Origin of the sequence: Flavobacterium sp. H4147 (assembly GCF_029360735.1) — a bacterium.
GTDB lineage: Bacteria > Bacteroidota > Bacteroidia > Flavobacteriales > Flavobacteriaceae > Flavobacterium > Flavobacterium endoglycinae.
This window is the reverse complement of sequence record NZ_JARKNB010000002.1, coordinates 899,103-919,632: the sequence shown is the minus strand read 5'-3', so window position 1 is coordinate 919,632 and position 20,530 is coordinate 899,103. Positions and strand designations below refer to the sequence as shown.

Sequence of the window (20,530 nt, the reverse complement as noted above, 5' to 3'; positions counted from 1 at the left end):
GACAGTATTTACTAAAAGACCCAATGAACGCACAGTTGATTGGGTCTTTTAGTAAATAGTGGCACGCCCTAATTATAAAATGAATGCCAATACTATTCCGAGTACGATCATCGAAACTTTGGCAATATTGAATTTATGTCCTTCACTGCTTTCAAAAATAATAGTTGATGAAATATGGAATAAAATACCAATTACGATGGCAGTGATTTCGGTGTAATATTGATTTAAAAAAGCTAAATATTCGGATGCAATTGTACCAAGAGGCGTCATAAGTGCAAAAGTGACCATGAAGGCAAAAATGGCTTTTTTATTTAAGTCGGCATTGATGAAAAATGTGGTTAAAATAACGGCAATTGGCAGGTGATGAATGGCAATTCCGACCGCCAAACCGTGATGATGACTTACGGGAAATCCTTCTAAAAAGGCATGAATGCAAAGGCTTATAAAAAGTAACCACGGAATCTGAGACATTTTTGCGTGTCCGTGTACGTGACCGTGTTCGGCTCCTTTTGAGAAAAATTCGAGTATGATCTGAAATAAAATCCCGACCATTATAAAAATCCCAATATTGTGATTGTGTGATTCGTAAACTTCAGGAAGAAGGTGCATCACGGTTAATGACAATAAAAAAGAACCACTAAAGGCTAGCAGTAATTTTAAATTGGTTTTGTTTTGAGGTTTTATAAACAAAGCCACACTATATCCTAAAAGTACAGAAAATAAGGGTAGTAAATAGTTCATTTGTATTTGTTTAATCGTTGATTCGTTTAATCGTTTCATTGTTTTTGTGTCCGATTGCACGGTTAAACAACTAAACGACTAACCAATTTACTTAAAAATCATGATTAATCTTTCGCTTTCTGTTTTATGGAATTTTTTGAGTTTGTAATCTCCAAAAATATCCAAAAGGTAAATTCCTGCTTCATCCATTAATTCCTGAAAGTCTTTTAAAGATAAAGCTTTTACTTTTTCGGTAAAATGAAATTTTCTGCCTTGATCTTCAAAGTCAATTTCTTTGAAAATATGCCCGTCTTCAACATATCGTTTAATATGAAAATCGATTCCGTCTACGGTTTTCACTTCTTGAGGAACCAAAGTTTCGATTACCTGATTGACGTTCATAAAATCGATTACGGCAAAACCATAGTCAGATAAACTTTCCTTGATTGCTTTTAAAGTAGTTAGGTTGTCATCGTCGTTTTCGAAATAACCAAAACTGGTAAAAAGGTTAAAAATAGCATCGAATTTTTCTTCAAACGGTTCACGCATATCGTGTACTTTGAAATGCAGGTGATCGTTGCTGTTTTTGCTGGCTTCGGTAATGCTGTTTTCAGATAAATCGGCTCCTAAAACGTCGTATCCTAATTGATTTAAATAAATAGAATGACGCCCTTTTCCGCAGGCCAAATCAAGCACTTTTGCTTTTTCAGGAAGGTTGAGATAGTGGGTCAGATTATCCATAAAAATCTGAGCTTCTCGGTAGTTTCTATCTTTGTATAAAATATGATAATACGGAGTATCAAACCATGACGTAAACCAATTTTCGGTGTTACGGTCTTGATTTGGCGTTGATGAGTTATGTGGTTCTGACATTTATTCTATTTCAATTAATTCAAAGTCCGGCAAATTTAGTGTATTTTTGCCGAAAAATAACTATTAAACAGCGATACGTCAATAATCGTTCGTTAATCAGAGATGTACGGCAGTGCATCTTTTTAAATTTTAGTTTTTTTAATTTAAAAGAAAAGATGGAAGAAAATTTTAGAATGATAGCCAAATGTTTTTTTGGTTTTGAGGAGATATTAGAGAAAGAATTGCGTGCGCTTGGTGCTCAGGACGTTCAAACAGGAGTGAGAATGGTAAGTTTTAAAGGAGATAAAGGTTTTATGTATAAAGCCAATTTATCGCTTAGAACGGCTTTGAAAATCTTAAAACCAATTTATTCATTTAGAGCTAATAATGAACAAGCGTTGTACAAAGGTATTTCGGGTTTAAACTGGTCAAAATATCTAAATGCCAACCAGACTTTTGTAATCGACACAACGGTTCATTCTACTTTTTTTAATCATTCTGAGTTTGTTTCTCAAAAGTGTAAAGATGCTATTGTGGATCAGTTTAGAGAAAGAACAGGACAAAGACCAAGCATCGATAAACAATATCCAGATTTAAGAATCAATGTTCATATCGATAAAGATCAGGTTTCGGTTTCTTTGGATACTTCTGGAAATTCACTTCATCAGCGTGGATATAGAACGGCTACCAATATTGCTCCTATTAATGAGGTTTTAGCAGCGGGAATTCTTTTATTGTCTGGTTGGGACGGACAAAGTCATTTCTTGGATCCAATGTGCGGTTCGGGAACATTTTTGGCTGAAGCAGCAATGATTGCCTGCAATATTCCAGCGAATATCAATAGAAAAGAGTTTGCTTTTGAAAAATGGAAAGATTGGGACAACGACTTGTTTGATACTATTATCGATAGTTTAATGAAGAAAACAAGGGAGTTTAATTATACTATAAAAGGTTTTGATAAAGCGCCAAGTGCGGTAAGCAAAGCAAAAGATAATATTAGAAACGCTAATTTGGAAGATTATATTTCGGTTTCTGAAAATAACTTTTTTGACAGCGAAAAGGAAACAGAAGGGAAACTGCATATTGTTTTCAATCCGCCGTATGATGAGCGTTTGGATATTCATATGGAAAGATTTTACAGTAATATCGGCGATACTTTGAAGAAAAATTATCCAGGAACAAATGCGTGGTTTATAACTGCAAATCTCGAAGCTTTAAAATTTGTTGGTTTAAAACCTTCTAGAAAAATCAAACTCTACAACGGAAGTCTTGAAGCGCGCTTGGTAAAATACGAAATGTACGAAGGAAGTAAGAGAACGAAGTTTCAAGTAAACGAATAGTAAGAAAGAGACAAAGTTACAAAGTGACAAAGGTACAGAGTTAAAACTTTGTCCCTTTGTTTCTTTGTCCCTTTGAACCTTAAAAATAAAAAAAAATGACAAAACTACAAGTAAGAGCTTTTTTATATCAATTAGGAACATTTGCAATTTTATTTATAGCTGGAAGGTTTATAATTGCCATGTACACAGGTTTAACTGGGATTTGGATTCCGATGACTTCTTTTGTTATCGTAACCATTATTGGTCCTAAATTTCAGGCTGTAAAAACAAAAGATGGTGAAAAGCTTTTCATGAAATGGATATTTGTAAAAGGAATTAGAGAAATTGGATAATTTTTAAATCAGCATTATGAAAAAAATTGGACTTATAGGCGGAATAAGCTGGGTCTCAACAACAGATTATTATAAACTTATAAATCTGGGAATAAATGAAAAGCTGGGAGGATTGAATTTCTCAGAATGTTTGGTTTATTCTTTTAATTATGCTGATATTAAAAAGAACAACGACAATAACGATTGGGATTCGACTTTTAATATGCTTTTAAAAGGCTGTGAATTTTTAAAGTCGGGTGGAGCAGAAGCAATTGTTTTATGTGCCAATACGATGCACTTAATTGCCGATAAACTTCAGGATGCGATTAAGCTTCCGGTTATTCATATCGCAGTTGAAACGGCTGTTGAAATCCAGAAACAAAACCTTAAAAAAGTGGGTTTATTGGGAACTAAGTTTACAATGGAACTTGATTTCTTTAAAAATAAACTGGCCGAAAAAGGAATTGAAACCATAATTCCAACCAGCGAAGAAGATAAAGATTTTATTCATTATACTATTTTCGAAGAATTAGGAAGAGGAATTGTAACCGATGAAACGAAAAAGCATTATTTAGAAATAGCCAATGAACTAATTAAAAATGGAGCTGAAGGGATTATTTTAGGTTGTACCGAAATACCTTTGGTTATTAAAACCGAAGATTTATCAGTTCCTATTTTTGATACGACACTTATACATGCAAAGGCGGCTGTTGAATTTCAGTTGTCTTGACAAATAAAAAAAGCCTCGAAATAATTAATCGAGGCTTTTTTATGATCTAGAAAACTCTATTTCTTTTTTTTAGGTGCTTCTTCTTTTTTGATTTCCGGTACAATTACTTTTTTCTTGTAAATCGGAATAAAATATGAAACCGTATAGTTGAAGCCTACTCCAAAACTTCCGTCGTAAGTTCGGTTGAAGCCCGGAATATAAAGGTTGTCAAAACCGGCTGGTTTGTTGTTCATAGCTAAAAGCTTTAGCTGCACTCCAAAACCAACAAATATATTATTGAAAACTTTTGCTTTTATTCCCATCGCAACTTCAAGCCAAGCAGCAGAAAGTCCGCTGTGTTTCTCATTTGCAGCAATTGAAGGCTGTTCGCCCCAATACGGATTTGGATTGTAAATCTTATAACTATTTAAATCTTGGCTGAAAGAACTAAATCCTCCGCGAAGACCAATCGTAATTAGGTTTTCCATATCAAGCCAGTTGTCGTACAAGTTGTAATCGAAACCTCCTTTAATATAAGTTCCTGTCGCTGTAGAGTTTAATCGGTCGTCATCAGTAGTTTTATCTTCAAAACCTAGTTCGGCTGCGATATAATATCTTTTAGTCAAACGCCAGTCGGCAGTAAATTCGATTCCTTTATAATCTTTATCGTAAAAAGCACGTGTTAATTTATACAAATCTACACCTACACGTAAACCATAACGATCTGTTTTAGGAGGAACAGGAACACTGTCTTTTTTAACTTCTGGAGTTGCTGATTTTGGAGCCGTTACTTTTGGTTTTTTATCGTCAAGATCTTTTAGAGTTATGGTATCTTTTGTTACTTGAGAATGTCCCAAAAACATTGATAAAAGAAAACAAAGACTAAAAGTATATTTCAAGATGTGTTTCATTTTCTGAATCTATGTTATGGGTTTGTAATAATGAATTCTGTATCCAAAGACCATCACCAGAAGGTCCGTCTGTTAATACATAATCCCATGTATTTCGGTCAGGATTAGTTCTTGAATTTAATGTGAAAATCGTTTTGAAACCGCATGCTCTCGAAACATAAACATTCTGGCGGGTGTAGTTAAAAGTAATTACATCAGTATTTATTGCTGTTGGATCTGTACTTGCAGCATTGTATATAAAACTATAGGTAGTAGAATCAGCATCAATTTTTAACGGAATAGAAATAGTATTTCCGTTTGCTAAATATTTAGCATCTCCAGCAGCAGATTTATTAAATACAATTCCATTTGCATCACCACCCTGTCCAACAACTTTTAAGTTCAGAACATTTTTTGGCGTGGCAGGATCTGCAATATCAAAGAATTTAATTACTAATCGGGGAGTAGTAGGTGTATTTGCATCACAAATATCATCTTTCTCACAGCTGGACAATCCAAAAGTAAAAAGCAATAAAAAAGCAACTATTTTTCTCATTTATAATTTTATAATTAACGAAGTTCTAAAAGTACAACATTTTCAACATGATGCGTCTGTGGAAACATATCAACAGGACGAACACGTGTTACTTTGTATTTTTCATCCATTAAAGCTAAATCTCTTGCTTGTGTAGCAGAATTACAGCTTACATAAACTACTTTTTTAGGAGCAATTTTTAAAATCTGATCAATAACCAGTGCGTGCATTCCGTCTCTTGGTGGATCAGTTATAATAACATCTGGTTTTCCGTGCTGTGCAATAAAAGCTTCATTGAATACCACTTTCATGTCACCAACAAAAAACTCACAATTCGTAATATTATTGCGTTCCGCATTTGCTTTAGCGTCTAAAATAGCTTCAGGAACACTTTCTACTCCAATTACTTTTTTGGCTTTTTTAGAAACGAATTGTGCAATAGTTCCCGTTCCAGTGTATAAATCATAAACTGTTTCGTTTCCTGTAAGCCATGCAAAATCGCGTGTTATTTTGTATAATTCATATGCTTGATCAGAATTGGTCTGGTAGAACGATTTAGCGTTGATGCTGAATTTCAAACCTTCCATTTCTTCCAGAATATAATCTCTTCCTTTGTAAAGTTTAATATCCTGATCGTAAATAGTATCGTTTTGTTTTGCATTTACCACATATTGTAAAGAAGTAATTTGTGGAAATTTTTCATATAAATGATCTAAAATCAATTCACGATTTGCTTTGTCATCTTCAAAAAACTGAATCAAAACCATGATTTCACCAGTTGAAGCGGTACGAATCATTAAAGTTCGCAATAAACCTGAATGTTCTCTCGGATTAAAAAAAGCAAGATTATGCTCGTTGGCAAAAGCCCTGATTTCGTTTCTAATAGCATTTGAAGGATCTTGCTGTAAGTGGCATTTCTCAATGTCCAGAATTTTATCCCACATTTTCGGAATATGAAAACCTAAGGCATTTCTGTTGCCTAAATCTTCTGTGCTCCCAATTTCTTTTTCGGTTAACCAACGGCTGTTTGAAAACGAAAATTCCATTTTGTTTCTATAGAAAAGCTGTTTCTCTGAACCTAAAATATCTTCAAATTCAGGAAGTTCTACTTTCCCAATTCGCTGTAAATGATTTTTTACTTCGTTTTGTTTGTAATACAACTGCTGGCTGTATTTCATATTCTGCCATTTGCATCCGCCACACACACCAAAGTGCTCGCAGATTGGATCAATACGATGTTTGGATAATTCGTGAAATTTCACGGCTTTTCCCTCGTAATAGGCTTTTCTTTTTTTGAATGTTTGTACATCAACAACATCGCCAGGCACTACATTCGGAATAAAGATTACTTTTCCGTCTGGAGCTTTCGCTACTGATACTCCTTTTGCTCCGGCATCTAAAACTTCAATTTGATGAAAGACAACTTTGTCTGTATTTTTTCTTCCCATAGCGCAAAAATAAGCCTTTGTAAACTTTTACAAATTTAATTTTCAAAATATTTTATCAAATTATTGAATTTGTTGGTTTGCTGAACTTTAAAAGCTAACTTTGCCTTAGTATTACCCCAAAATGCTACGATAATAACCTATAGTCTTGTTATGTATTTATGAAGTTATATCATAATCTTTCACAAATTGGCTTTTTAAAGAAAAGCTATGCGTTTAAATTTTTATTTGTCGCATTTATAGGGATTCATATTCCGCTGATTGGGATTTTGTTTTTTGTACTTTTCTTCGAACATACCGTTTCACCAATGTCTATTTTGATTTTTTCTTTAATTATGACTTTATTGGCAACGGCAGTTACACTTTTGGTTTTAAAACAGCTTATTTATCCTATTTCTATTGCATCAAAATCACTGGATGATTACAGAAACAGCCGAAAATTATCCGTTCTGCCAACAGATTATACAGATGAAGCAGGTTTGTTAATGTGCAATATTCAAGAGTCTATTTACGAATCGGAGAGTTTTATAAACGAAAAACAGGATTTGATTTATATGCTTTCACATGATTTAAAAAACTTTGCAGGAAATCCGCAGGGTTTGGCTAAATTAATTTTAAGCGAAAATCCTTCTGAATCTATTAAACATTTGGCAGATTTAATATGCGAATCGACTAATCTGCAATTTCGATACATCGAAAACTTTATTAAGCTTTTAAAAGAGCAGGATCAGGTTGTAAAAGTCAATCAGGAAATCAGGACTATTTCATTCTCAAACGTTGTTCCTTTTATTAACGAACAGGTTGAACAACGCTTGCTGGATAAAAACATAACATTGAATTTAAGTGTAGAAACAGATGAAGCGAGACTTAAAATTGATGAAGGTCTGCTGGTTCAGGTTTTAGTAAACTTAATAAGTAATGCAATCAAATTTTCTTATTTTGACAGTGAAGTTAAAGTACGGATTTACAAAGAAAACTCTCATTTAGTCATAACCGTAGCCGATAAAGGTATTGGTTTTGATAAAACACAAATTGACGAACTTTTTAAGAAGTTTACCAAAATGAGCCGTCTTGGAACCGCAAACGAAACTTCGACTGGAATCGGGCTTTATTTATGTAAAAAGATAATCGAGAAAAATAAAGGAAAACTCAGTGCGTTAAGCGAAGGCAAAAACAAAGGAGCCGAGTTTAAAATTGAATTTGAAATCTAGTTTTTTTTAAGGCTCTAAGGTGCTAAGATACTAAGGTTCTAAGATTTTTAAATAGTTTAAACCTTAGAACCTTAGCCTTTCAGAACCTTAGTCTCTTAAACTACCACAAGTGGTGAACGGAGGTTTTTATATACTTTTCGTAAATTTCATTCATTGCATTAATTTTCTCAGGGGTTAATTGAGGAAAATCATAAACAGACAAATTAGAAAGTACATGACTTTCTTTTGATGCTCCTGGAATAATACAGCTTACATCATTAAAACTTAAAATCCATTGTAAAGCAATAGGAGCAAGGTTTTCGGTTTCTGGAAATAATGCTTTTAATTCTTCAACCGCTTTTAATCCCAGTTCGTAATCAATACCAGAAAAAGTTTCGCCTTTATCAAAAGCTTCTCCGTTACGATTAAAATTGCGGTGATCTTGTAAATCAAAAGTGGTTTTTGCATCAAATTTACCCGTTAAAAGTCCGCTCGCTAATGGTACACGCGCAATGATTCCGATATCCTTCTTTCTGGCTTCTGAGAAAAACAATTGTGAAGGTCGCTGACGGAATAAATTGAAAATAATCTGAACCGTAGTTACATTCGAATACTCGATGGCTTTTAAAGCTTCTTCCACTTTTTCGACACTTACACCAAGATTTAGTATTTTTCCTTGATCTTTTAAACGGTCAAAAAGTTCGAAAATCTCAGGACGATAATATACTTCTGTTGGCGGACAGTGCAATTGAATTAAATCCAGAGTTTCTAATCCTGTTCTTTTTAAACTGTCTTCTACAAATTTCTGAAGCACTTTTGGCTGATATCCTTCATTTACATGCGGATTAATCTGGCGTCCGCATTTTGTAGCCACATAAATACGCTCAGAACGCGAACGAACAACCCTTCCAACAGCAGTTTCGCTTAATCCGTTTTCATAAACATCGGCAGTATCAATAAAATTAACACCATTGTCAATTGCCGTATTGATAAGTTCGTCGGCAGTTTTATCATTAAATCCTGATCCCCATTTTCCTCCAACCTGCCAGGTTCCAAGTGAGATTTCAGAAATATTAAAATTGGTTTTTCCTAGTTTTCTGTAGTTCATTTTTTTCTTTTTAGTTATAAAGATACAGAGTTGCAAAGGTTCAAAGGTTTCCATTGAGATTAAACTTTGTCCCTTTGAACCTTTGCCTCTTTGAGCCTTTTAGTCAAATAAATCCGAAGACAAATAACGATCGCCTCTGTCGCAGATTACGGCAACCACAACTCCTGATTCCAGCTGTTCTGCTATTTTTAAAGCCACAGCAACAGAACCTCCGCTGCTCATTCCGGCAAAAACACCTTCTTCTAGTGCTAATCTTTTGGTCATTTCGCGTGCTTCTTCTTCGCTTATATCAATAACGGTATCAACTTTAGAAGCATCAAATATTTTTGGTAAATATTCCTGAGGCCATTTGCGAATTCCCGGAATTTGAGATCCGTCGCTTGGCTGTGCGCCAACAATTTGAATGGCTGGATTTTTTTCTTTTAAATAAGTCGAAGTTCCAATAATGGTTCCTGTAGTTCCCATTGCCGAAACAAAATGAGTTACTGTTCCTTCTGTATCATTCCAGATTTCGGGGCCTGTAGTTTTGTAATGCGCTTTCCAGTTGTCGTCATTGGCAAACTGGTTTAGCATTAAATAACCGCCTTGCGCGACTTTTTTATCAGCATAATCTCTAGAACCAATAATTCCATCTTCGGCAGGCGTTAAAATAACTGTCGCGCCGTAAGCACGCATGGTTTGTGTGCGCTCTTTTGTGGAATCTTCTGGTAAAACCAATTCGATTTCTATTCCAAATAATTGAGCAATCATTGCCAGAGCAATTCCTGTATTTCCGCTGGTTGCTTCAATAAGTTTATCCCCTTTTTTAATTTCGCCTCTCTCAAGAGCAGCGGCAATCATGTTGTATGCAGCACGGTCTTTTACACTTCCTCCGGGATTGTTTCCTTCAAGTTTCAGTAAAAGTTTTACGTTTTTATTTTTAACCAAATTGACTGTTTCCATCAATGGTGTATTTCCAATCAGGTTTAATAATTTCTGTGGACCCATTTTATTTTTTTTCTTTTATTTTGACTTCTGTTGTGGTGGTATTGGTAACGATCGAATCTTCGGGAATAGATTTGGTTACCCAAGCATTTCCGCCAATAATACTATTTTTCCCTATGGTTGTTTCGCCTCCCAAAATTGTAGCATTGGCATAAATGCATACATTGGCTTCAACGGTTGGATGTCTTTTAGCGTTTTTCATGTCTTTGCTTACGCTTAAAGCTCCCAATGTAACTCCCTGATAAATTTTTACATGTTTTTTTATAACGGTTGTTTCACCAATTACAATTCCAGTGGCATGATCGATAAAAAACGGAGAAGCAATATCGGCACCTGCGTGAATATCAGTTCCCGTAATTCGGTGTGCATATTCGCTCATCAGCCTTGAAAACAATAGTAAATCCAAATGATATAATTCGTGGCTCAATCTGTAAATTGCAATGGCATAAAATCCCGGATATCCTAAATATACCTCATCGATGCTGTTCGACGCCGGATCGTTTTCTAGAATATATTCGGCATCCTGATTTAATTTTTCTAAAACTCCGGGAAGTTTTTCAACAAATCTGTCCCAGATAGAAGCGCATAAATTTTGAGGTTTTTTGCAGGCCAAAACAGCAATCTCTTTGAATCGGACTTCAAGGTCGTCGATGCTTTCGTCCAAAGCAGCATTTGAATCAAAAAGAGTGTAAAAAAGCTTTTCTGTAAAGTCTTCGGTCTTGGTTTTAATACCGTAGTTTATGTTAGAATGACTCTTTAAAGCCTTTATGTTTTGTATGATATTTTCTTTTGTCACAATTGAAAAATTGAGTGGATAATTTAAAACGCTAAAATTAAGGTGTTTTTTGTTAATAAGGACATGAATTGTATAAAGAAATTTTGCTCTAATAATTGGATTTGTGATAATTCAGGGATTTTTAAATCTAGATATTTTATAGGATTCTTAAGAACTTAATTGTGTAAATTAGCAGATAAAATTTCTAAAAAAATGAAAAATAATGCAGTTTTTAAAAGTGCAATTTCCGGTGATTCTTTTTCAGAAAGTGAGAAAATCTGCGGAAAAGATATTCATAATCCTATTTTAAGCCTTATTGTAAAAGATCATCCTTCTTTTTGTGATACAGATTGCATTTCGGTTCAAGAGCTGAATGAATACCGACAAAAATACATTTCGAATTATTTGTCTACCGAAATTGGAATGCTTTCCGACTTAGAGAAAAGTGTGATTGCTTCTTTAAAAGAAGATAAATCGATTGTAAATATTGTTGAAGACGAAGAGGAAACAAGGAACATCGGACAAATTGTAGCAGATAAAGTGGCCGATTTTGGCGGAAGCTGGACTTTTATTATTTCATTTGTAGTTTTTATTGCTGTTTGGATTGGCTCTAATGTTTACATTTTGATGAATAAGGGTTTTGATCCTTATCCGTTTATTTTGCTCAATTTAATTTTATCTTGTATTGCAGCGCTTCAAGCTCCGGTAATTATGATGAGCCAGAATCGTCAGGAAGAAAAAGACCGAAATAGAGCTAAAAAAGATTATATGATTAACCTGAAATCTGAGTTGGAAATTAGAATGATTCATGATAAAATTGATCATTTGATTATGCATCAGCAGCAGGAATTAATCGAAATTCAAAAAGTACAGATTGAGATGATGAACGATATTTTGAATCAGATTAAAAAATAGAAAGCTATAAATAAAAGTGTTTATAGTAATATCCAATGCACATAAAAATAAGATTTATGCCTGCCGCTTTCCAGATTATTTTTTGATAATTTCTGGACTTGTCCAAAAAATATAAGGCCAATAAAATTAGAAATAAAAGAGTAGTGTAGAGAGCCGGATACATTTTAAAAGCGGCCGAAAATTCACCCTGAAAAATTAAGACAACTGAACGCTGAAAACCACAGCCCAAACACTCAATTCCGAAGAACTTTTTGAAGAGACAGGGGATCATATATTTTTCTAAATTCACAGGATAATTTTTTTACAATTTTACAAAAATATTGCATAACATTTCAGAAGAAGAGGAACTTCTATTTTAAAGTTTTTTACTTTTGAAATCTCAAACTTTTGAAAAATGAAAATCTTTAAAATTTTAATCATGATTCTTGCTATTTCAGTTGCCTTGTATGAGCAGGTTTCTGATGATAAAAATGTGTATATAACGGTAGTTGCTATTGTCGTTTTTATGTACGGAATGATGCAGCTGAGTGCAAAAACACCAAGTAAGAATCAAGAAAAAGAGAAGCAAGATGCTGAGTAAAGGAGATAAGGTTTCGGTTTTAGACGAAGCGATTAATGGAACCGTACTTTCGGTTAAAAATAACGAAGTTTCGATAGAAACGGAGGATGGATTCATGATGACATTTTTCGTCAATGAATTGGTTAAGATTCAAGATTCCAGTGATTTAATGAATTCTATTAAAAGAATTAATTTAGAAGAAGTGACCAAGGAGAAAACGGAGCCTAAACCACGTAGTTTTGTGAAAGAAAAGAAAGATAAACGTGATGTTGCGGTACCGGAATTTGATCTTCACATTGAAAAATTAGTTCCCAATAAGCGCGGCATGACGAATTATGATATTTTGACTTTACAGACTGAAACGGCAAAACGACACATTGAATTTGCGATTAAAAACCGCATTCCAAAAATCGTTTTTATTCACGGTGTTGGCGAAGGCGTTTTAAAAGCAGAGCTTGATTTTTTATTAGGCCGTTATGACGGAGTTGATTTCCAAGATGCCAATTATCAGAAATATGGTCTCGGTGCAACCGAAGTTTATTTCAGACAAAACAATAGATAATACGATTATTTTCAGGTTTGAAAATTTAACTTAAAAGCATAAAAAAACGTCTGTTTTTTATCCCGGTTTTATTATGAAATCAGAGATGAAAAACGGACGTTTTTTGTAAGAATAAAATTCAGATTTTATATCTGTAAAAAATGTCTTTTAGTTACTTGCAGACGTTTCGGTTATGGTACCTAAAACGAAACTATTGGCTAGGAAAAATTTCGTATTCCCTTTTTTCAGAGTAACATTTTTCAGTGTTATAGTATGCGTATACGTAATGTTAGTTGTTCCTGCTGTTACGGTAGTTACTTCGATGGTTCCTGAAGTATCTGTTGTGCCATCCCAAGTTCCAGAAATTGTTGGAGTTGAAGGTACAGGACTAACACAGAAATAAGACGAAGTCAAAGTTCCTGTATTTGATTTGAAAGTCGTATAATTTACTTTATTGGTTGTCGATGAAATTGGAGCACTTCTTGTTCCAGCTTGTTTTACAATAAGATCTGCATCAAGATTGCTTATCATTAGATAAGATGTTGAGTTAAAATTGTAAACGTTTTTCTTATCGGAGCATTGCGATGCATTTTCAGGAAATGTAAAACTCATGTTTTCAGGAGAAGTTTTGTAATCTCCAAAAACAAATTCTTCTTCAGTTTGAGGTCCGGCCGGTTTTAGGAAAGTTATATTTCTAAAAATAATATTATGTGTATATCCAGTAATTCTCGTGCTTCCATCTGTTGGACTTGGATCTCCTATATTAGCAATTGATTTAATGACAATTTTTCCTGCAGTTGCCTGCCATTCTTCTGTAATATTTGGAGTCCTAGGCGGAATTGTTCCACAAATGTTTTCAGTGCCTACAGTACCATCATATGCTCTATAAACAACACGATACGTTGAATTGTTAATGTCATATACAATTGAATCATTTACAGGGGTAGCATCATTCGGAATGCTGTTTAATGGCAATTGAAGTATTAACGATTCCTGTGATTTGGTTTTATATATTAAAGTATTAATATTATTTTCAGGACAGCTTGCTGCAGTTGCAGCATCAAAATCGATTGTATCAACAGTTAGGTCGCCGTCGTCACAGCCGTTTAGTAAAAGAGCCAGAAATAATAGGCTTGCATATTTTTTCATCGTTGTTTTATTTGTGCCAAAAATAGTGAAAAATTTGGCAAAAGATATTTAAGATTCGACAATTGATATTTTATAACTTTGCAACAATGAAAAAAGTATATCTCGATAACGCCTCAACAACTGCTATGCGACCTGAAGTTATTCAGGAAATGACAAAAGTTATGACAGAAGACTTTGGTAACCCGTCTTCTACACATAGTTTTGGCAGAAATGCAAAGACCATTTTAGAACTTTCCAGAAAAAGCATTGCCAAACATTTTAATTGTGCTGCACAGGAAATTATTTTTACTTCTGGCGGAACGGAAGCCGATAACTGGATTTTAAGATCGGCAGTTGAGGATTTAAAAGTCGAACGTATTATCTCTTCTAAAATTGAACATCATGCGGTTTTGCATGCGATTTTAGCATTGCAATCCGATTACAATATTCAAGTTGATTATGTGAATGTAAAGGAAGATGGAAGTCTTGATTTGACACATCTTTCTAATTTATTATCTCAGGAAAAGAAAACCATTGTCAGCTTAATGCATGTTAATAACGAAACGGGAACAATTCTAGATTTAGAAAGAGTTGGAACGATTTGTAAACAATACAACGCATTATTTCATTCAGATACGGTTCAATCTGTTGGTAAAACCGAAATCGATCTTCAAAATATTCCAGTTGATTTTATTGTAGCAAGTGCTCATAAATTTCACGGACCTAAAGGTGTTGGTTTTGCTTTTGTCCGAAAAAATACAGGGTTACAACCTTTGATTTTTGGAGGCGAACAAGAAAAAGGTCTTCGTGCCGGAACAGAAGCGGTACATCAAATTGCAGGAATGGCAAAAGCACTGTCTCTTTCGTATGAAAATTTAGAAGAAGAAAGAAGTTATATTTCAGATTTAAAAAAGTATTTGATCGAACAATTGGAAGTTCATTTTCCAGGTTTCAGAATCAATGGGAAAAAAGAAGATTTTTATAATATTATTAATATCACACTGCCTTTTTCTTCAGACAAAACGTCGATGCTTTTGTTTAGTTTAGACATGAAAGGAATTGCCGTTTCAAGAGGAAGTGCTTGCCAGTCAGGAAGTATTAAACCTTCTCATGTTTTAAAAGAAATGCTTTCCGAAGAAGATTTAAAATTACCAAACCTCCGAATTTCTTTTAGCCATTATAACACAAAAGAAGATATTGATTGGCTGATTGAGAGTCTGAAAAGTGTTTAGGGAAAGGTGCAAGGTTTGAAGGTTCAAAGAGGTAAAGGTTCAAAGAGGTAAAGGTTCAAAGGGGCAAAGGTTAAAGTTTATAAGAAAAAACTCCGTTCAAATTGAAAATTTGAACGGAGTTTTTTCTAAAATCTAAAATCTAAAATCTAAAATCTAAAATCTAAAATCTAAAATCTAAAATCTAAAATCTAAAATCTAAAATCTAAAATCTAAAATCTAAAATCTAAAATCTAAAATCTAAAATCTATTTTCTGATTATTTTTACTTGTGAATCTTTAGTCAGTTTTATGATCGTTGACGATTTTCCGGAAACTTTATCCTGATTTAATTTTACGACATAATCAACGCCATTTATGATTTCTGGACTAATATCTTTAAACGACATTGGAGTAGGTTGTCCTGAAATATTTGCTGATGTAGAAACCAAAGGCTTTTTCATTCTTTCCATTAATTTGTAACAAAAAGGTTCTTTTACCAATCGTACTCCAAGCGATTTATCGGCAGAAATAACGTTTGGTGCTACATTTCTGGCGTCATCTAAAATAAGTGTCGTTGGTTTTTCAGATAAATCCAGAATCTGCCAAGCAACTTCAGGGATTTCTTTAAAAACGTTGTACATCATTTTTTCACCATTCATCAAAACGATCATACTTTGTGTTTCGGCACGCTGTTTTAGTTTGTAAATTTTAGCTACAGCATCAGGATTTGTGGCATCACAGCCAATTCCCCAAACTGTATCAGTTGGATAGAGAATGATGCCGCCTTCTTTGATAACTTCGAAAGCGTTGTGAACTTCGGTATTAATATCTTGATTCATAATTTAATAATGTTTTTATACGGACAGCAAAAATTACTGTATTTGTGTGTTTATAATTTGTGTGATTTTTTCTAAATCTTCTTGTACCATACCAACATAAAGTGGAAGACATAAAATTCGAGATGCAATCGATTCAGATATTGGCATTTCTTTTCCTTTGGTATAATCAATCGTATTTAAAGAGGGATAAAAATAACGCCTTGGTATAATATTTTCTTTAGCTAAAGCCTCTATGACCTTTAATAAAGTTTCTTCAGAATCAAAAACGGCAGGATAATAACTGTAATTCCATTCTGTGTTTTCTCTTATTTTTAAAGGTTTTACCTTTTGTAAATCAAGATGTTCGTTATAAAAATCAACCACTTTTTTTCTCTCTGCAAAAATATGATTTATATAAGGAAAAACAGCCAGTCCCATTGCCGATTGTAATTCAGAAATTTTAGCATTAATTCCTAATCCATGAAAAGCCAAAGGGCCATTGTGTCCAAAATTATGGCTGTAATATAATTTGTGATACGTTTCGGCATCGTTGCAAAACATGGCACCGCCTTCGCCTGTATGGAATATTTTCGTAGCATGAAAACTACAAGTGCTTACATCTCCATAATTAAAAACAGATTCGTCATTGTATTTTACACCAAAACAATGCGCCGCATCATAAATCACTTTTAGATTGTGTTTTTTAGCGATTTTTTCAATTTCAGTTACATGACACGGATTTCCGAAAACATGTGTTGCTAGAATTGCTGTCGTTTTAGGTGTTATGGCAGCTTCTATTTTGCTTTCGTCAATAGTTAAATAATCAGGGTCGATATCTACAAATACAGGAGTACAGTTTTCCCAAACTATAGCCGCTGATGTTGCTACATACGAAAATGGAGTCGTAATTATTTCGCCTCCATTTCCAAAAAGCTTTAATGCAATTTGAATAGGAATCGTACCGTTATTAGTAATAATTATAGAAGAACTGTTTAAAAATGTTTTCAGTTTTTCTTCTAATTCAAGGGTAAGTTCACCTCGATTGGTAAGCCACACTTTGTCCCATGCGCGTTTTAGGTGAGAATTGTATTCTTCTTGCGGAGGAAGAAAAGTTTTGGTTACAGCAATCATTTTATTACAGATTTAGTGCGTTTAATTTATCTTTGAGGGTAACTATTGTTATATTTGTGCGGTAAAATTAGGAAAAGAAACCTTAATTTTTGATATAACTAAATATTATAACATTTTAAGAATTAAAACTTCTAGATAACAGTATTGGTTGACAGTACATTAGATTTTTGATGATAGTACAAGAATGTTTTTTTGATATTTGGTATGATTAATGTGAAAAAAGAACACAAAATAAATTTAAGATTACTATGGAAATCAATGCCTTTTTGAAAAATTTTGCAGATATTTTAGATGATACAGATGCAGCTTTAATTACACAGGAAACTGTTTTTAGAGATTTAGACGAATGGAATTCGTTAACGGCTCTTTCATTAATCGCTATGGCTGATGAAGAATATGATGTAAAATTAACAGGAGATGATATTAAATCTTCGAATTCTTTACAAGACATTTTTGAAATTATTAAAAATAAAGCATAATTAAATGGCAGCTTTTTCAGTAAATGATGTTGCAATAAAAGGTATTTCATGCAGTGTTCCTAAAAATAAGGAACTCAATGTAGACCTTGATATACTAACACAAGAAGAAATTCAAAAATTTATTGAGGCAACTGGAGTTGAAGAACGACGTATTGCCCCAAAAGATCTTTGTACGTCTGATTTATGTTGCGAAGCTGCTGAAAAATTAATTACAGATTTAAATTGGCAGAAAAGTGAAATAGAAATTCTGGTTTTTGTTTCGCAGACTGCTGATTATATTTTGCCTGTTTCTGCTGCTATACTTCAGGACAGATTAGGACTTTCTACAGACTGCATTGCTTTTGATGTGCCTCTGGGATGTTCCGGTTATGTGTATGGAATCTCTATTATTGCCGGAATGATGAAAGCTTCTGGTTTAAAGAAAGGACTTCTATTAGCTGGTGATACTAGCAGTAAATTACTTTCGAAAACTGATAAAAGTACCGTTCCGCTTTTTGGAGATGGAGGAAGTGCTACAGCATTTGAATTGGATGAAAGCGCAGAAAGCTTACAGTTTGATTTAGGTACTGATGGTTCAGGCTATAAAACGATTATGATTAATGACGGAGGTTCAAGAAATAGAATTAATTCTGACTCTTTAATTTATCAAACAATTTCTCCGGGAATTGAAAGAAATGCATGCCAGCTTATTTTAGATGGTATGGATGTTTTTGGTTTTGGTATTTCGCAAGCACCCAAAACAGTAAATAAACTTATTGAAAAATTTAAAATCGATAAGGACAATATCGATCATTTTGTATTTCATCAGGCCAATTTGATGATGAATAAAATGATTGCCAAAAAATTAAAATTACCTGCAGAAAAAGTACCATACTCCTTAAAAGAATTCGGAAATACTTCTTCTACAACAATTCCGTTAACAATAGTTACGCAATTAAAAGACAATTTAGCCAATACTTCTCAGAGTTTAATACTTTGCGGTTTCGGCGTTGGTTTATCTTGGGGAACAGCGAAAGTAAAGCTTGATAATATTGTGATTTCAGATTTAATCGAAATATGATAAAGAATTTAAATTACATAGACGAAGAAATTTACCTGAAAGAGAAGTCTTTATTTTTAAATGAATCCTGGATTTTAGCCGCGCACAAAAACGAATTACTAAATAACAACGATTTTGTAACTTTTGAGTACTACGAGAATAAAATTTTTATTCAAAATTTTAACGGTGCGATAAAGTCTTTTCAAAATGTTTGCCTTCACAGGTTTAATACCATTCACGAAGAACCTTTTGGGAATCGTGTTTCGTCTTGTTTATACCACAACTGGACATACGGAAAGAAAGGAAATGTAATTGGTTTAATGTGTCGAAATTCATTTGAAAGGGATCATATTAACGAATTGAAATTAAAAGAATACGAAGTGGCTCAATGTGGCGATTTTATATTTTTAAAATTGAATGATCAATTCAATGAAACTTTAGAAGAATATTTAGGAAATATTTATACTCCGCTTGAAGAAATAAGCAGGCATTTTGGATCAAAAACAATTGATTATTCTATCGAACATAAAGTAAACTGGAAACTTCTGGTTGAAAACGTTTTAGAATGTTATCATTGTACGGCAGTACATGAAAACTCATTTGCAAAAATGGGATTTGGTTCTTTGCCACCCGAAAAATTCGATTTTTATAATGCACACAGTTGGTGTGAGTTTCCGAAAGGAGAAGATGTAAAACCAAATAAAATTATAGAAAAAGCCCTTTCAGCAAGAACTTTTAAAACACAAGGATATCTTCATTTTCATATTTACCCCAATGCTTTTGTAAGTACTGTTGAAGGAAAAGGATTTTATTTAGGTTTTATGCTGCCACAATCTCCATCGAAAACAATTTTAAGAGTTCGTTATTTCGCTGCAAAATTTGAAAAAGAATTAAGCGAATCAGAACAGAATATTATTGATTTTATTAATAATAGTTCAAATGAATCCTTGGATTTGGTTTTAAATGAAGATAAAAAAATCATTGAAAGCGTGCAGTCAAATCTGGCAAACTTTAAAGATCATTCGCCAATATTTGGTGAAGAAGAATTTAGGATTTTAAAGTATTACGATTATTTAAACACAAAACAAGAATTAAAATAACAACAATGAACCCATTCGATTTATCAGGAAAGAAAATTTTAGTAACCGGAGCCTCTTCTGGAATTGGCTTTGAGACTTGCCGTGCCATTGTAAGACAAGGCGGTACTTTCGTCGCTGTGGCCAGACGTACTGATTTTCTTGAAAAATTAATCAAAGAATGTGGTAACCAGAATAGTTTTATAGCTGCTGATTTGTCTCAAATGGACGATATAAAAGCTATTGTAGAAACAATTGAAAATATAGATGGAATTGTACATTCGGCTGGTATCGTTTCTTTAGCACCAGTTAAATTCTATTCAGAACAGTTAATGAACGAAATGAGAAGTATCAATTTCGATTCTATTACCTATCTCGTTAATTTGATTTTTAAAAAGAAAAAAATAAACAAAGGAAGTTCAATTGTTTTGGTTTCATCTGTTGCAGGTTTATTCGGAATGAAAGGAAACGGAATTTATGCTGCCAGTAAAGGAGCTTTAATTGCGATTTCAAAAGTCTGGGCAAATGAATTTGCAGTCAGCAAAACCCGTGTTAATTGTGTTTCGCCTGGTATGGTAAAAACAGAAATAACTTCAAAGTCTATTGAAAATTTATCTCTAGAAGTAATTCAAGAAGATGAAAAGAAATACCCGCTGGGTTATGGAACACCTGAACAAGTTGCTTATCCAATCGTGTTTTTACTATCAGATGCTTCGAGCTGGATTACAGGTCAGAATTTAGTTTTAGACGGAGGAAGAACTTCAACAATATAAAT

General features: G+C 33.5%; 24 protein-coding genes. 12 read left to right on the top strand and 12 right to left on the bottom strand.

Translation table 11 applies throughout. The annotated features are described in order from the left end of the window. Positions 1-72: 72 nt before the first annotated feature. Together P2W75_RS11815 and P2W75_RS11810 are read right to left on the bottom strand one after the other, a co-directional pair. On the bottom strand, positions 73-741 hold the full coding sequence (locus tag P2W75_RS11815; RefSeq protein WP_207296960.1) for a ZIP family metal transporter: 669 nt from the start codon (positions 739-741) through the stop codon (positions 73-75). 87 nt (positions 742-828) lie between these two features. Then, complete coding sequence (locus P2W75_RS11810; protein ID WP_276380629.1) at positions 829-1,593, bottom strand: bifunctional 2-polyprenyl-6-hydroxyphenol methylase/3-demethylubiquinol 3-O-methyltransferase UbiG; 765 nt, start codon at positions 1,591-1,593, stop codon at positions 829-831. Positions 1,594-1,748: 155 nt separating this feature from the next. On the opposite strand from P2W75_RS11810, the gene P2W75_RS11805 reads away from it, so the two are divergent. From P2W75_RS11805 to P2W75_RS11795, 3 genes are all read left to right on the top strand, one after another. Further along, entirely contained in the window at positions 1,749-2,912 is a 1,164-nt protein-coding gene (locus P2W75_RS11805; RefSeq protein WP_276380628.1) for a class I SAM-dependent RNA methyltransferase, read from the top strand. 95 nt (positions 2,913-3,007) lie between these two features. Next, positions 3,008-3,244 carry a hypothetical protein gene (locus tag P2W75_RS11800; RefSeq protein ID WP_276380627.1) on the top strand — a complete coding sequence of 79 codons (237 nt, stop codon included), beginning with the start codon at positions 3,008-3,010 and terminating at the stop codon, positions 3,242-3,244. 16 nt (positions 3,245-3,260) lie between these two features. Next, a complete protein-coding gene (locus P2W75_RS11795; protein ID WP_276380626.1) occupies positions 3,261-3,953 on the top strand; it encodes an aspartate/glutamate racemase family protein in 693 nt (230 codons plus the stop codon). Between the two features lie 56 nt (positions 3,954-4,009). Here the strand turns inward: P2W75_RS11795 and P2W75_RS11790 are convergent, their stop codons facing one another. The 3 genes from P2W75_RS11790 to rlmD are packed head-to-tail and all read right to left on the bottom strand — an operon-like array spanning position 4,010 to position 6,805. Beyond that, positions 4,010-4,843, bottom strand: coding sequence for a DUF6048 family protein (locus P2W75_RS11790; RefSeq protein WP_276380625.1), 834 nt, complete (start codon positions 4,841-4,843; stop codon positions 4,010-4,012). Then, the gene (locus P2W75_RS11785) at positions 4,815-5,378 is read right to left on the bottom strand and encodes a DUF6452 family protein (RefSeq protein WP_207296954.1); all 564 of its coding nucleotides are present in this window, start codon (positions 5,376-5,378) and stop codon (positions 4,815-4,817) included. Before P2W75_RS11785 ends, P2W75_RS11790 begins: the two co-directional genes overlap by 29 nt. 14 nt (positions 5,379-5,392) lie before the next feature. Next, positions 5,393-6,805 carry a 23S rRNA (uracil(1939)-C(5))-methyltransferase RlmD gene (gene rlmD / locus P2W75_RS11780; RefSeq protein WP_276380624.1) on the bottom strand — a complete coding sequence of 471 codons (1,413 nt, stop codon included), beginning with the start codon at positions 6,803-6,805 and terminating at the stop codon, positions 5,393-5,395. A 158-nt stretch (positions 6,806-6,963) separates the two neighbouring features. Between rlmD and P2W75_RS11775 the strand changes: the two genes are divergently transcribed. Further along, positions 6,964-8,013, top strand: coding sequence for a sensor histidine kinase KdpD (locus tag P2W75_RS11775; protein WP_207296952.1), 1,050 nt, complete (start codon positions 6,964-6,966; stop codon positions 8,011-8,013). Positions 8,014-8,113: 100 nt separating this feature from the next. Here P2W75_RS11775 and P2W75_RS11770 read toward each other — a convergent pair whose 3' ends face one another. The 3 genes from P2W75_RS11770 to epsC form a co-directional block, all read right to left on the bottom strand. Next, complete coding sequence (locus P2W75_RS11770; RefSeq protein ID WP_276380623.1) at positions 8,114-9,100, bottom strand: aldo/keto reductase; 987 nt, start codon at positions 9,098-9,100, stop codon at positions 8,114-8,116. Positions 9,101-9,199: 99 nt separating this feature from the next. After that, positions 9,200-10,087, bottom strand: a complete 888-nt coding sequence (cysM, locus tag P2W75_RS11765) for a cysteine synthase CysM (RefSeq protein WP_276380622.1) — start codon at positions 10,085-10,087, stop codon at positions 9,200-9,202. A gap of 1 nt (position 10,088) precedes the next feature. After that, positions 10,089-10,880 (bottom strand): serine O-acetyltransferase EpsC, encoded by a 792-nt coding sequence (epsC, locus tag P2W75_RS11760; protein ID WP_276380621.1) that lies wholly within the window; start codon positions 10,878-10,880, stop codon positions 10,089-10,091. A gap of 192 nt (positions 10,881-11,072) precedes the next feature. On the opposite strand from epsC, the gene P2W75_RS11755 reads away from it, so the two are divergent. Then, complete coding sequence (locus P2W75_RS11755; protein ID WP_207296948.1) at positions 11,073-11,774, top strand: DUF1003 domain-containing protein; 702 nt, start codon at positions 11,073-11,075, stop codon at positions 11,772-11,774. Positions 11,775-11,778: 4 nt separating this feature from the next. Here the strand turns inward: P2W75_RS11755 and P2W75_RS11750 are convergent, their stop codons facing one another. Further along, entirely contained in the window at positions 11,779-12,045 is a 267-nt protein-coding gene (locus tag P2W75_RS11750; RefSeq protein ID WP_306801533.1) for a DUF2752 domain-containing protein, read from the bottom strand. Positions 12,046-12,168: 123 nt separating this feature from the next. Between P2W75_RS11750 and P2W75_RS11745 the strand changes: the two genes are divergently transcribed. Next, positions 12,169-12,354: a hypothetical protein gene (locus P2W75_RS11745; RefSeq protein WP_276380619.1), complete on the top strand. Its 186-nt coding sequence runs from the start codon at positions 12,169-12,171 to the stop codon at positions 12,352-12,354. After that, on the top strand, positions 12,344-12,895 hold the full coding sequence (locus P2W75_RS11740) for a Smr/MutS family protein (protein WP_207296945.1): 552 nt from the start codon (positions 12,344-12,346) through the stop codon (positions 12,893-12,895). The genes P2W75_RS11745 and P2W75_RS11740 overlap by 11 nt, the downstream gene beginning before the upstream one ends. Before the next feature lie 147 nt (positions 12,896-13,042). On the opposite strand, the gene P2W75_RS11735 is transcribed toward P2W75_RS11740, so the two are convergent. Then, positions 13,043-14,023, bottom strand: a complete 981-nt coding sequence (locus tag P2W75_RS11735; protein ID WP_276380618.1) for a hypothetical protein — start codon at positions 14,021-14,023, stop codon at positions 13,043-13,045. 86 nt (positions 14,024-14,109) lie between these two features. Between P2W75_RS11735 and P2W75_RS11730 the strand changes: the two genes are divergently transcribed. Then, entirely contained in the window at positions 14,110-15,234 is a 1,125-nt protein-coding gene (locus tag P2W75_RS11730; protein WP_276380617.1) for a cysteine desulfurase family protein, read from the top strand. A gap of 244 nt (positions 15,235-15,478) precedes the next feature. Here P2W75_RS11730 and P2W75_RS11725 read toward each other — a convergent pair whose 3' ends face one another. Then, complete coding sequence (locus tag P2W75_RS11725) at positions 15,479-16,051, bottom strand: L-threonylcarbamoyladenylate synthase (protein WP_207296942.1); 573 nt, start codon at positions 16,049-16,051, stop codon at positions 15,479-15,481. 33 nt (positions 16,052-16,084) lie between these two features. Further along, positions 16,085-17,161 carry a DegT/DnrJ/EryC1/StrS aminotransferase family protein gene (locus P2W75_RS11720; protein WP_276380616.1) on the bottom strand — a complete coding sequence of 359 codons (1,077 nt, stop codon included), beginning with the start codon at positions 17,159-17,161 and terminating at the stop codon, positions 16,085-16,087. 248 nt (positions 17,162-17,409) lie between these two features. Between P2W75_RS11720 and P2W75_RS11715 the strand changes: the two genes are divergently transcribed. From P2W75_RS11715 to P2W75_RS11700, 4 genes are read left to right on the top strand one after another with little or no spacing between them, the layout of a single operon-like run. Beyond that, the gene (locus P2W75_RS11715; RefSeq protein WP_207296940.1) at positions 17,410-17,640 is read left to right on the top strand and encodes a phosphopantetheine-binding protein; all 231 of its coding nucleotides are present in this window, start codon (positions 17,410-17,412) and stop codon (positions 17,638-17,640) included. A gap of 4 nt (positions 17,641-17,644) precedes the next feature. Continuing rightward, positions 17,645-18,700, top strand: a complete 1,056-nt coding sequence (locus tag P2W75_RS11710) for a 3-oxoacyl-ACP synthase III family protein (protein WP_276380615.1) — start codon at positions 17,645-17,647, stop codon at positions 18,698-18,700. Beyond that, positions 18,697-19,779 carry an aromatic ring-hydroxylating dioxygenase subunit alpha gene (locus P2W75_RS11705; protein ID WP_276380614.1) on the top strand — a complete coding sequence of 361 codons (1,083 nt, stop codon included), beginning with the start codon at positions 18,697-18,699 and terminating at the stop codon, positions 19,777-19,779. The genes P2W75_RS11710 and P2W75_RS11705 overlap by 4 nt, the downstream gene beginning before the upstream one ends. A 5-nt stretch (positions 19,780-19,784) precedes the next feature. Beyond that, on the top strand, positions 19,785-20,528 hold the full coding sequence (locus P2W75_RS11700; protein ID WP_276380613.1) for an SDR family NAD(P)-dependent oxidoreductase: 744 nt from the start codon (positions 19,785-19,787) through the stop codon (positions 20,526-20,528). Positions 20,529-20,530 lie beyond the last annotated feature (2 nt).